This is a genomic window from Microbacterium gorillae (assembly GCF_000826185.2).
In the GTDB taxonomy this organism is placed as follows: Bacteria; Actinomycetota; Actinomycetes; order Actinomycetales; family Microbacteriaceae; genus Microbacterium; species Microbacterium gorillae.
On the sequence record NZ_LN648875.1, the window covers coordinates 404,430 to 416,234 of the forward strand.

Annotated in this window: 10 protein-coding genes and 1 tRNA gene; 6 read left to right on the forward strand and 5 right to left on the reverse strand. The window is 69.1% G+C overall.

What is annotated here, in order from left to right; genetic code table 11:
• The first annotated feature begins 26 nt into the window (after nucleotides 1–26).
• Together BN1193_RS11435 and BN1193_RS11440 are read left to right on the forward strand one after the other, a co-directional pair.
• Nucleotides 27–1,643, forward strand: coding sequence for an SPFH domain-containing protein (locus BN1193_RS11435; RefSeq protein WP_040166935.1), 1,617 nt, complete (start codon nucleotides 27–29; stop codon nucleotides 1,641–1,643).
• Nucleotides 1,644–2,128: 485 nt separating this feature from the next.
• Entirely contained in the window at nucleotides 2,129–3,517 is a 1,389-nt protein-coding gene (locus BN1193_RS11440) for an HNH endonuclease signature motif containing protein (protein ID WP_052460688.1), read from the forward strand.
• 103 nt (nucleotides 3,518–3,620) lie between these two features.
• On the opposite strand, the gene BN1193_RS11445 is transcribed toward BN1193_RS11440, so the two are convergent.
• Nucleotides 3,621–4,790 carry a Cmx/CmrA family chloramphenicol efflux MFS transporter gene (locus BN1193_RS11445; protein WP_040166495.1) on the reverse strand — a complete coding sequence of 390 codons (1,170 nt, stop codon included), beginning with the start codon at nucleotides 4,788–4,790 and terminating at the stop codon, nucleotides 3,621–3,623.
• 205 nt (nucleotides 4,791–4,995) lie between these two features.
• On the reverse strand, nucleotides 4,996–6,483 hold the full coding sequence (locus tag BN1193_RS11450) for an L-serine ammonia-lyase, iron-sulfur-dependent, subunit alpha (protein WP_040166497.1): 1,488 nt from the start codon (nucleotides 6,481–6,483) through the stop codon (nucleotides 4,996–4,998).
• A 93-nt stretch (nucleotides 6,484–6,576) separates the two neighbouring features.
• Between BN1193_RS11450 and pgi the strand changes: the two genes are divergently transcribed.
• From pgi to BN1193_RS11465, 3 genes are read left to right on the forward strand one after another with little or no spacing between them, the layout of a single operon-like run.
• Complete coding sequence (gene pgi, locus BN1193_RS11455; RefSeq protein ID WP_040166498.1) at nucleotides 6,577–8,259, forward strand: glucose-6-phosphate isomerase; 1,683 nt, start codon at nucleotides 6,577–6,579, stop codon at nucleotides 8,257–8,259.
• Between the two features lie 56 nt (nucleotides 8,260–8,315).
• Nucleotides 8,316–8,723, forward strand: coding sequence for a DUF6234 family protein (locus BN1193_RS11460; protein WP_040166499.1), 408 nt, complete (start codon nucleotides 8,316–8,318; stop codon nucleotides 8,721–8,723).
• A 44-nt stretch (nucleotides 8,724–8,767) separates the two neighbouring features.
• Complete coding sequence (locus BN1193_RS11465) at nucleotides 8,768–9,400, forward strand: LysE family transporter (protein ID WP_040166500.1); 633 nt, start codon at nucleotides 8,768–8,770, stop codon at nucleotides 9,398–9,400.
• Nucleotides 9,401–9,495: 95 nt separating this feature from the next.
• Here BN1193_RS11465 and BN1193_RS11470 read toward each other — a convergent pair.
• Nucleotides 9,496–9,568 (reverse strand) — tRNA-Arg (locus BN1193_RS11470).
• Nucleotides 9,569–9,713: 145 nt separating this feature from the next.
• Nucleotides 9,714–10,271 carry a hypothetical protein gene (locus tag BN1193_RS11475; protein WP_052460689.1) on the reverse strand — a complete coding sequence of 186 codons (558 nt, stop codon included), beginning with the start codon at nucleotides 10,269–10,271 and terminating at the stop codon, nucleotides 9,714–9,716.
• Between the two features lie 95 nt (nucleotides 10,272–10,366).
• Here BN1193_RS11475 and BN1193_RS11480 point away from each other — a divergent pair, with 95 nt between their 5' ends.
• Nucleotides 10,367–11,206 (forward strand): SDR family NAD(P)-dependent oxidoreductase, encoded by an 840-nt coding sequence (locus BN1193_RS11480; RefSeq protein WP_040166502.1) that lies wholly within the window; start codon nucleotides 10,367–10,369, stop codon nucleotides 11,204–11,206.
• A gap of 138 nt (nucleotides 11,207–11,344) precedes the next feature.
• Here the strand turns inward: BN1193_RS11480 and BN1193_RS11485 are convergent, their stop codons facing one another.
• Complete coding sequence (locus tag BN1193_RS11485) at nucleotides 11,345–11,791, reverse strand: YdeI/OmpD-associated family protein (protein ID WP_040166504.1); 447 nt, start codon at nucleotides 11,789–11,791, stop codon at nucleotides 11,345–11,347.
• Nucleotides 11,792–11,805 lie beyond the last annotated feature (14 nt).

Sequence of the window (11,805 nt, forward strand, 5' to 3'; positions counted from 1 at the left end):
CGCGACGACCGGAGGGGGAATCGTTCATGGAAGTCGCCGCAATCGTCGGAACGCTCATCATCGTCGGCGTCGCGCTCGTCGTGCTCGTGATTGTCGGCCTGATCATCCTGCTGTTCGCACGCAGCTGGATCAAGGTCGCTCGCGCCGACGAGGCACTGGTGATCTCGGGCCGCAAGCAGAAGGTCCAGCGCACGGTCGCCGTCCGCAACGCTGACGGCACGATGGGTTCGCAGAACGAGACTGAGGAGTCGCCGGTCACCGTCATCGTGAACGGCAAGTCGCTCGTGAACCCGATCACCCAGCGATTCGAGATCATCTCGCTCCGCTCCCGCCAGGTGCTCCTGAACGCGGAGGCGCAGTCGCTGGACAACGTCACGCTGAACGTCGACGGCGTCGCCATTGTGAAGATCGGCTCCGACCCGGTCTTCGTTCGCCGGGCCGCCGAGCGCTTCGCTTCGCAGGACAAGGCCATCGAGCAGTTCACCACCGAGCAGCTGGAGGGCGCGCTCCGCGGAATCGTCGCCACGCTCTCCGTCGTGGAGCTCATGCGTGAGCGCAAGAAGTTCTCCGACCAGATCGCGCTCGAGGTCTCGCAGGAGCTCGCCGAGCAGGGTCTGATCCTTGACTCGTTCCAGATCAAGGGCATCACCGACAAGGTCGGCTACATCCAGTCCCTCGGTGCGCCGGAGATCCAGGCGAAGCGCCAGGCCGCGATGATCGCCCAGACCAACGCGGACCGCGCGATCAACCAGAAGAACATCGCCAACAACGAGGCGAACCTGGTCGAGCAGACCGCGCTGGACACGAACACCGCCAACGCGTCCGCCGAGATCGGCCGCGCCCGTGCCCAGGCCGAGCAGGCGGAGCAGCTCGCTCGCGCCCAGGCCGAGCAGGCCGTTCTCCAGCAGCAGGCCGAGAACAAGCAGGCCCAGCTGGACGCCGACGTCAAGCGCGTCGCAGACGCCCAGAAGTACGAGGCGCAGACGCGCGCCGACGCAGATCTCTACACCCGCGAGCAGTCCGCATCGGCTGCCGCGATCGAGCAGGTCAAGCAGGCCGAGGCGCGCACCCGCATCGCCGAGCAGCAGGCCGAGGCTGACAAGGCTCGGGCCGGTGGTGAGGCCGCGGCCGCCGAGGCCAAGGCACAGGGTGACGCCAACGCGCTGCGCGCACAGGCCAACGCCGACTCCGAGGCACGCCGACTGCGTGCGACGGCCGAGGCCGACGCCATCCGCGCCGAGGGTGAAGCTCGCGCCGCAGCCGTCGAGGCCGAAGCGAAGGCCATCGCCTCCAACCAGGAGGCGTTCCTGTCGCAGCGCGTGCTGGAGACGCTTCCGTCGATCATGGCCGAGTTCGCCAAGGGCTACGCCGCCATCGGCAATGTGTCGATCATCGGCGGCAGCGCCGAAGACGGCGCATCTCAGGTCGTCGGCGGCGATTCCGCCAAGGCCCTGCGCAGCGTCTTCGACTCCGTCAACGCCGCGACCGGACTGGACATCGCCGCGATCATCCAGGGCCAGGCCGTGGGCCGGGGCTTCGGCGCCGGCGTCGCGCAGGCATCCGGCTCGTCCGCTGCCGCGGCGAAGCTTTCGCCGGCAGCGCAGGCGGGACTGGACGCGGCGCACGCCGCGTCGAACGACTGACAGCAGGCTTTCGCGGCGGAGGGCTCGGGGTGGCCCCGGGCCCTCCGTCGTCTCTGCTGGAGGGGATGTCATAGTCGTAGTTTTGTTCGCTTTCGGTTTGCTCGTGGGGATTGTCCACAGGGCCCGGGGGGAACGGGCGTGCCGTCTTGCGAGTTGCGGCCCGGAGATGGCCGGGTTCACTTCGCTGGGGAGGAAGAGAGCCGACACTGGTTGCGATCCGGAGATCCCCTCCCGTCATCGGAAGGGCATGCTGACGACGATGTAACGCTGATCCCGGGCAGCGCGGAGGGTGCGGGATCGCAGTCTCGACGAGCGGGCGAGCGGGAATGAGAGACGCTGGCGTGGTGCGCGATGTGGAGCTACCGCGGGCGCGCTCTGGAAACACCGGTCGTGCGCGAGGGCGACCAAGCAGGGCCGGCGATGGGCGTTGCGGTCTCCGTACTGAGTTTCGTAGTTATGTTCCCATTTCGTGGGAGAATGTGGGTATGGCATTCGATGGCGAAGCACCCGAGGAACCCGACCGGCCGGACCGGCCGGTGCCGGTGGGGTTTGATGCGCGGCGGCGGGCTCTGGTTGACGCGGCGGTCGCGCTGGCGGTTCAGCTGGCGGGGGTTCAGGCGCGGCAGGCGAGTGTGCTGTCGGCGGTGTTCGAGCTCGCGGAGGAGATGACCGCCGATTCCCCGACCCGGGTGCGGGATCGTGATCTGGCGATCCGTGACCTGTCGGCGGAGGTGGGGGCGGCCCTGCGGGTCAGTGACCGGACGGTGCAGGCTCGGATCTCGGATGCTTGGGAGCTGGTGAACCGGTTCCCGGCCGCTCATGCCGCGCTCGCGGGTGGGCGGATCAGTTGGGCGCATGTGCGGACCATCATGGACGCCGGGTGCCCGATCAGCGACGACACCGCCCGAGGACAGTTCGAAGCCTCCTCGGTGACGATCGCGGAACACGAGTCGGCGGGACGGTTGCGGCATCGCATCGTGATGGAGGCCGAAGCGGCCCGCACCGACAGCATCGATGAACGCCACCAGGCCGCCCGCGCCGCCCGGTGCGTGGAGGTCCGGGACGGGGAGGACGGGATGAGCGACCTGTACGCCCACCTGCCCACCGTGCAGGCCCACGGCATCGCCGACCGCCTGCACGCCACCGCCCGTACCATCAAAAACCGACCCAAGACATCCACCCCCACCAGCGGACCAGCCACCACCCCGGACACGGATGAGGACGCGTGTCGTGAGGTCCCGCGGGATGAGCGGACGTTGGCGCAGATCCAAGCCGACGTGTTCGCCGATCTGCTGTTGACGGCCGACCCGACCGCCGCCGGCGACGGGCTCACGGGGATCCGCGCGCACGTGCAGGTGAACATCCCCGTCAGCATCCTCACCACCACCACCACGGAGGGTGAGGGCCCTCCCGCGGGTGGCCTTCCTGGTGTGGCGGAGTTGGTCGGGCATGGCCCGATCGACACCGAAACAGCCCGTGCCCTGGCGGGCAACGCTCCCGGATGGGACCGCCTGTTCGTGAACCCGACGACGGGGCATGTGTTGGAAATCGACCGGTATCAGCCCTCCGCCGACCAACGCCGGATCCTGCGGGTTCGGGACGAGCACTGCCGGTTCCCCGGATGCCGATACCCCGCCACCCGCTCCGACGCGGATCACACCATCGACGCCGCCCACGGCGGCCCGACCGCGATCAGCAACCTCGGCCACTTCTGCCGCCGACACCACACCCTCAAACACCACACCAGATGGAAAGCCGACAACCTCCCCGGCGGACTCATCCGCTGGACCAGCCCCCTCGGGGTCACCTACACCGACACACCACCCCGCACCGTCGTCTTCACCACACCCGACGACACCCCACCACCCTTCTGAACCACCGCGAACGCCACGCCCCTCCCAGGGTGATGCAGGAACCGCCGGCACCGCGCCCTGAAGTTCAGCGCCCACGGTCGCGCAGCGCTCGCCATCCGGAGCGTTACGACGACGGTGCGCCTGGCACGCCGAGGAGGGTTCTCCGCCACGTGACCATCATCGCCAGCGCCACTGCGGTGAGGACGACCGCGACCCCGACGGGCGCCAGCGCCCCACCCCCGGCGGACATCGCAGCCGCGCCGAGCGCGGGCCCGACCACCGCTCCGAGATTGAGCGCCGCTGTGGCGTAGGAGCCGTTCATCCTCGGCGCGTCCGCCGCCGCGTACAGCACCTGCGCGATGAGCGTACTGCCGACGCCGAACGCCAACAGCCCCTGCAGCAGCACCATCGCAAGCAGCAGCGGGGGATGAGAAGCCGACGCGACGAGCCCGAACCAGCCCACCAGGAGAAGCGGGCCCCCGACAGCGAGAACCGGACCCGGACGCTTGTCGGCCAGCCGCCCGGACGCCGCGACTCCGAGAAACGACCCGACTCCGAACATCACCAACGCACCCGCGATCCACTCACCGCGAAGCCCCGCGACGTCCGTGACGACCGGCGCGAGGAAGGTCAGCACAGCGAAGGTGCCGCCGTTGACGAGCGCGCCGAGGCTCATTGCGAGCAGCAGCCGCCCCGAGCGAAGCAGCGACACCTCGGCGCGCAGGGACGGCGCCTGCGATATCGCTCCCCGCTGGGCCGGAACACCTGCCCAGACCCCCACGCCGGCCGGGAGGCACAGCGCGGCGACGGCCCAGAAGGTCACTCGCCACCCGGCCACGTCGCCGAGGAGCGCGCCGGCCGGAACACCCGCGACCATCGCGATCGTGGTGCCGGACAGCAGGGTCGCCAGTGCGCGACCCTTCCGATCCGGCCCCACCACACTCGTCGCCGTGGAAAGCGCGACCGCGAGAAAACCCGCGTTGCTCAGGGCACTTCCCACCCGTGTGAGGGTCAGGACGAAGAAATCCGACGTGAGCGCACCGAGCGCGTGGCACGCGGCGAAGGCGAGCAGACAGATCAACAGCGTCGTCCGCGGCGGCCAGCGTCGCGCGAACGCCGCCATCAGCGGCGCACCGATGACCATCCCGACGGCGAAGCCGGAGGTCAGCAGTCCTGCGGTGCCGACGGTGACGTCGAGATCTGCGGCGAGCGCGGGCACGAGGCCCGCAAGCATGAACTCCGACGTGCCCATGACGAGGACAGCGAGAGCGAGGGAATAGACGGCGAGAGGCATCGTGTGCTCCGTGGTGAGTGATCAGAAGAAGGGATCTTCCGGTCGCCACGGCCGCCGCGAGGGTCGGCTGACATGCCCGCGGATCACGGGCGAAGGACTCAGCGCGATGCGGGGTTGGCGGTGCGACCGGCAACCCCTGCCCTGTCTGACTCGGGACTCGACATGCCTGCGATCCTAGCGGGCCCGCCCAGGGAGCCGCCGGGATTCAGCACTCGATGACGTTGACCGCAAGGCCGCCCTCGCTGGTCTCCTTGTACTTCGTGGACATGTCGATGCCCGTCTGTCGCATCGTCTCGACCACCATGTCAAGCGATACGAAGTGCTGGCCGTCACCACGCAACGCCAGGCGGGCTGCCGTCACCGCGGTGGACGCGGCGATCGCGTTCCGCTCGATGCACGGGATCTGGACCAGGCCGCCGACCGGGTCGCACGTCAGTCCGAGGTGATGCTCCATCGCGATCTCGGCGGCGTTCTCGATCTGCCGTGTCGTCCCGCCCATCACGGCGGTGAGCCCTCCGGCGGCCATCGCGCACGCAGAACCGACCTCCGCCTGGCAACCGCCCTCCGCCCCGGAGATCGACGCGTTCGCCTTGAACAGCGAGCCGAGCGCCGTCGCCGTGAGCAGGAAGCGCCGGATGCCTCGTCGGCGGTTCGCATCCGCGACCGCTTCCTCGTCCCCGTCCGGGACCTCCGTCGGCTCGCCGCCGAAGCCCAGGAGCGCGCTGCCGACCAACTCGCCGTACGGCGTGACCGCGTTGCCGCGACCGAGCCCGGAGTCCGCCAGGAACCGCCACCAGTACATCGCCACGGCCGGCAGGATCCCCGCCGCACCGTTCGTCGGAGCCGTCACCACACGACCGCCGGACGCGTTCTCCTCGTTCACCGCGAGCGCGAACGCACCGAGCCACTCCCCCGGCAGTTCACGATGCCCGTCGTTCTCGACCGCCTCGAGCTGCTCGCGGATCACGGACGCCCGCCGCCTCACGCGCAGCCCGCCGGGCAGCAGGCCACCTTCGTGCAGACCCGCTTCAACGCACCCCGACATCGCGTTCCAGATCGCGTCCAGCCCGGCCGCCACCTCAGCCTCTGAGGCCCGCGACTCCTCGTTCGCCCGAGCCAGCTCCGCGATCGTGAGTCCGGTCTCGTCGCACAAGCGCATCAGCGACGCGGCGTCGTCGTAGCGGTACGGGTACTCCGCCGCCCCGACCGCGCGGTCCTCACCGTCGCGACGGATGAATCCACCGCCGACGGAGTAGTAGGTCTCCTGCGTCACGATGCCACCGGCCTCGTCGAATGCCCGCAGCGTCATCGCGTTCGGATGACCGGGCAGGCGCGTCCGCGGTTCGAACGTGATGTCGTCCTTCGCGAAGGCCACCGGCCGCGCACCTGCCAGCAGCAGCGGTTCGCCCGCCGGGTACCGGACCCACGCCTCTCGTACGGCCCCCGGGTCGACCGTCTCCGGCTCCTGTCCGCGCAGCCCGGCGACGACCGCGTCCGGCGTGCCGTGGCCGATTCCGGTGGCCCCGAGGGACCCGTAGAGCGAACAAGTCACCCGCTCGACGCGACTCAGCAGGTCACCGTGCACGAGGCGTCGAGCGAAGTCGACGGCGGCGCGCATCGGCCCGACAGTGTGGGAACTGGACGGCCCGATGCCGATGGAGAACAGGTCGAATGCCGACACGTACGCTGACACCGTTCCACCCTAGATCCGCACGACACCCGCGCGGGCCATGCCGCGTCGGAGATCTCGGCCCCATTGTCCGCCGGTTGGCAATACCGTGGGGGTGTGAGCACTCCGATCGATGCAACCGCAACCCCTGCCTGGTCCGAACTGTCGGCGCGTGCCGACGGCTTCTCCCCCGATCTGCGAGCCTGGTTCGACGCCGACCCGCAGCGCGCGGAACGGCTGACGTTCGACGTCGCCGACCTCCACGTCGACCTGTCCAAGAACCTCGTCGATGACGAGCTCCTGGCAACGCTCGTCCGGCTCGCCGAGCAGACCGGCGTCGCCGAGCGCTTCGCGGCGATGCTGCGCGGCGATCACCTCAACACTTCGGAGGACCGCGCGGTCCTCCATACCGCGCTGCGCCGTCCGAAGGGCGCATCACCGGCTCTCGTCGTGGACGGTCAGCAGGTCGACCACGATGTGCAGGAGGTGCTGACCAACCTGTCCGCCTTCGCTGACCGCGTCCGCTCCGGCGAATGGACCGGCGTCACCGGCAAGAAGGTCACGCACGTCGTCAACATCGGCATCGGCGGATCGGACCTCGGCCCGGTGATGGTGTTCGAGGCCTTGCGCCCGTACGCCGACGCCGGCATCGAGGCGCGGTTCGTGTCGAACATCGACCCCACCGACATCGCGCAGAAGACCGCGGACCTCGACCCCGAGACGACGCTGTTCATCGTCGCGTCCAAGACCTTCACCACGCTGGAGACCCTCACGAACGCGCGGCTGGCGCGCGACTGGTTGTGGGCGAAGCTCGGCGAGGCGGGCGCGATCGAGGACACCGACGAGTCCCGCACCGACGCGGTCGCGCACCACTTCGTCGCGGTCTCCACCGCGCTGGACAAGGTCGCCGCATTCGGCATCGACCCCGCCAACGCCTTCGGGTTCTGGGACTGGGTCGGCGGACGCTATTCCGTGGACTCCGCCATCGGACTGTCACTGGCGATCTCGCTCGGACCGGACGTCTTCCGCGAGTTCCTCGCCGGATTCCACGCCGTGGACGTGCACGTCGCGACCACGCCGTTGGAGCGCAACGTCCCGGTCCTGATGGGCCTGCTGAACATCTGGTACACGAACTTCCTCGACGCGCAGACGCACGCCGTGCTCCCCTACGCTCAGCTGCTGCACCGCTTCCCCGCGTACCTGCAGCAGCTGACGATGGAATCGAACGGCAAGCGCGTGCGCTGGGACGGTTCACCCGTCACGACCGCCACCGGCGAAGTCTTCTGGGGCGAGCCGGGGACGAACGGCCAGCACGCGTTCTACCAGCTCATCCACCAGGGCACGCGCCTGATCCCCGCGGATTTCATCGGATTCGTGAACCCGGCCTATCCGCTCCGGGACGGCGACCGGGACGTGCACGGGCTGTTCCTGGCGAACTTCCTCGCCCAGACCAAGGCGCTCGCGTTCGGCAAGACGGCCGCTGAGGTCGAGGCGGAGGGCACCACCGGCGCGCTCGTCGCGGCACGGACGTTCCCGGGCAACCGCCCGACGACGTCGATCTTCGCCGCGGCTCTGACCCCGTCCGTGCTCGGTCAGCTGATCGCGCTCTACGAGCACGTCACATTCACCGAGGGCACCGTATGGGGCATCAACTCGTTCGATCAGTGGGGTGTGGAGCTCGGCAAGCAGCTCGCGCTGCAGATCGCCCCGGCGATCGAGGGTGATCAGGACGCCGTGGACGCGCAGGACGCCTCCACCCGCGGACTCCTGGACTACTACCGCCAGCACCGGACTGCCTGACGCACGCGACGCCCGGCATGCCCGCGACGGCATGCCGGGCCGATTACCGTGATGCCATGGAGACGGTCGACACGAACCACGGAGCCCCGAGGCGATGGCGAATCGTGTGCCGGGTCGCCGCGGCGGGACTGATCATCGCCGTGGCCGTGCTCATCTGGCAGCAGTTCACGGTCTCCTTCACCCTGTTCGGCGAACCGTCGCGCGTCACGCCGGCGCAGTCCGTGGGCTGGTTCTGGGGCTACCTCGTACTCGGCGTGGCCGCGGGAGTCATGGCGATCGTCGGTCTGCTCTCCCGCGCCTGGGTCTCGCTGGTCATCCTCGTCGTCCTGGGCGTCGTCTGCGTGGTCGGAGTCGTCGATACGGCATCGGCCGCGCGCGCAGCGATGTCACCCGCGCCCGCGACAACGATTGATGGCCACTGCGCATGCCGTTCCGGAAGCGAGTGCACCTGCCCAGGCGGGTGAATGCGCGGTCCGAGGAGGGGCTCGCGTGCCCCTAGGCTGGCGCTGTGCCGCTCTCACTCTGGTTGACGCTGCTCGGCGCCACCATCGTGATCAGCTTCACGCCGGGCGCCGGCGCGGTGTTCACCATGGGCAATGCACTGAACCACGGTTTCCGCCGAGCGATCTGGGGCATTCTCGGCCAGCAGACCGCCCTGATCATCCACATCATCATCGTCGCGCTCGGTGTGGGCGTCCTGGTCGCATCATCGGAGATCGCGTTCAACGTGATCCGATACGCCGGCGCGGCCTACCTGGTGTTCCTCGGCATCCGGCAGATCGTGCAGAAGCCGCACCTGGTCGAGGCCAGTGGCGAGCCGGACCGGCCGAAGACCCCGGAATCACGCTGGACGATGTTCCGCCGCGGGGTGTGGGTGAACCTGCTGAACCCGAAGGCGATCGTCTTCTTCCTGGCGTTCCTGCCGCAGTTCATCCGCCCCGATCAGCCGCTGCTGCCGCAGTACCTCATCGTCGCCGCGACCTGCGTGGTCGTGGACATCGCCGTGATGTGGGGATTCTTCGCCGTCGCCGCGCACGGGTTCCGCCGCTTCACCCGGACCGTGCGCGGACAGCGCACGCTGAACACGATCTTCGGAGTGCTCTTCATCGCGGTCGCCGGCCTGCTGCTCTTCCTGCACTGACGTTCGGTCAGCCTCAGCCGGCGGAGCTCCGCTCCGCACCGGAAAAGACGAAGGCCCTGGTTTTCACCAGGGCCTTCTACTGTCTCAACACAGTGTGCGGTCGAAGGGACTCGAACCCCCAACCTTCTGATCCGTAGTCAGATGCTCTATCCATTGAGCTACGACCGCATTTTCGGCTTGCGCACTCCCGTGCGGGCCGAGGAAAAGACTATCGCACTCCTCGCATGAGCGCGAATCCGCAGGCTCCCCCCGGGCGCGTCGCGTCGCGGTGCCGCGCGCCCGCTGTTCCCGCGAGGAGAAAATTCGGATGATGTCAGCTGTTCACGCGGGCACGCGCGGCGACCTGGGCCTTCAGGTTCTGCAGGTCCACCATCATCAGGGCCTGCATGCGCGCGTCGCGCATCTTCTCGTAGTCCGGATCGCTGTCCGGACGCATGCCCTCGACACGCAGTCGGCGGTCGATGTTGGCGCGCACGTCATCCCACGCCGCCTCGCGCGCCTGCTCGACGAGGTCGTTGACCTCCGCCTTGTCCCCCGCCACCGCACGGAGGGCGGCGGCGACACCGGCGGACTGCTTCCGCCGACGTCGCAGGTTCCGAACGTCGCGGTCGCGGTAATCGTGGGTCCCGTCGGACTGCGAGTACTTCGCCCAGGCCTTCCGGCCGAGGCGCTTCAGACGTGACGCGTCGCGCTCGGCCTCTTTCGCGAGGCCGGACAGCACCTTGCGGGCATTGGGCACGAAGCGCTCGGTCTCGAAGGACGCGTCCCCGGCGATGGTCTCCACGAGGATCTCGTTCTTGAGTGCCAGACGCGCCGCGGCGAGTGCGATCGCGGTCCCCTCATCGATCGCTGCCTTCAGCTTGCCGACCACGTCATCGTCCCCTTCCAGCCACCTAGCGTAGTGGCACAGCCCGCGGCGACCCACCAGAATCGGAACAACTCTCGCCCCCACCGAAGGAGTCCCCCATGTCCCGACTCGACCCCACCGGCCGCACCACCGTCATCACGGGCGCCGCGAGCGGTATGGGCGCCCGCGTGGCACGTGCTCTCGCCGTCCGCGAGGCGCGCCTGGCTCTGGTCGACCGAGACGGTGACGGGCTCGCCGCGCTGGCCGCGAGCCTGCCCGGCAGCGGACACACCGTGCACGTGGTCGACGTCCGAGACGACGCCGCCGTGGCGCAGGCCGGAGCGGCGATCGAGTCCGCGCACGGTTCGGTGCAGGCCCTGATCACGTGCGCCGGATCGTCCATGCTGGGCAACCTCGACCAACTGACGATGGAGGAGATGCGGTGGCTCATGGACGTGAACCTCTGGGGCACGGTGTCCATCACGAAGGCCCTCCTGCCGGCGCTGCGCCGCTCTCCCGCCGCCCACATCACGCATCTCGCCTCGATCTACGCGCTCGGCGCCCCGGCCGGACGCATCCCCTACGCGATGAGCAAGTACGCGGTGCGCGCGTTCAGCGAGGCGCTTCGTCACGAGCTCGAGGGCTCCACCATCTCCGTCGGCACGATCTACCCCGCCGGCGTCAAGACCGGAATCGTGCTGCACGGGCGCTACGCCGAAGCCCTCGACCCGGCCATCGCGGCCCGCGCCGCGGCGGCGCAGGCACACATGTACGAAACCGAGCCGGAGGACGCCGCACAGACCATCATCGATGCCACCCTCGGCCGGCGGGCCCGCACCATGATCGGACGCAAGGCCTTCCTCGTCGACGTCATCACCCGGCTGCTGCCGGTGCGGTACTGGAACTTCATGCGTGGTCCGCTGCGCGAAGCCACGGACTTCACCACACCCCCGACGTGATGCTGAGCACGGCCCCGGTCAGATGAGCCGCGTCCGGACGAAAGCTCCACCACACCCGCGACGTGATGCTGAGCACGACCCCGGTCAGATGAGCCGCGTCCGGACGAAAGCTCCACCACACCCGCGACGTGATGCGGGTCAGGACGAGAGCTTCGCGACGACCGCGGCGATGCGCCGCTCGCGGGTCTCCGGCTTCTTCGCATCCGTGATGGACCGCGCCTGCTCCTTGCGGTTCGTGAAGGACTGGGCGTCGAACGCCGACCGCACTCCGGCGACGTCCATCGCCGCGGCGAGATCATCCGGAACCTCCACGGTCCGCTCGCCCGGATCGTGCGTCAGAGTGACGGTGATCTCATCCCCGCCCGCGAGGCCGGTGGATTTCCGCTTGTCCGCGCTGAACGGGAGGAGGAATCGCCCGCCCATCGGCGCGACCGTGGACCGGTACTCGAAACCGTTCACGTTCACGATCACCGGCGGACGCTTGCCGACGCCCCACTCCTCGATGAGGGCGTCGGGCACCACGATGCCCGTGTTCTGTCCGCTGATGAGCGCGAGCGTCGTCGTGAATGTCGTCGTCGGGGTCATGTGCAGAGGCTACG

Excerpts from the sequence above, each read along its gene's own strand:
- BN1193_RS11435 (WP_040166935.1), top strand. The coding sequence starts at position 27 with ATGGAAGTCGCCGCAATCGTCGGAACGCTCATCATCGTCGGCGTCGCG.
- BN1193_RS11440 (WP_052460688.1), top strand. The coding sequence starts at position 2,129 with ATGGCATTCGATGGCGAAGCACCCGAGGAACCCGACCGGCCGGACCGG.
- BN1193_RS11445 (WP_040166495.1), bottom strand. The coding sequence starts at position 4,790 with ATGCCTCTCGCCGTCTATTCCCTCGCTCTCGCTGTCCTCGTCATGGGC.
- BN1193_RS11460 (WP_040166499.1), top strand. The coding sequence starts at position 8,316 with ATGGAGACGGTCGACACGAACCACGGAGCCCCGAGGCGATGGCGAATC.
- BN1193_RS11480 (WP_040166502.1), top strand. The coding sequence starts at position 10,367 with ATGTCCCGACTCGACCCCACCGGCCGCACCACCGTCATCACGGGCGCC.
- BN1193_RS11485 (WP_040166504.1), bottom strand. The coding sequence starts at position 11,791 with ATGACCCCGACGACGACATTCACGACGACGCTCGCGCTCATCAGCGGA.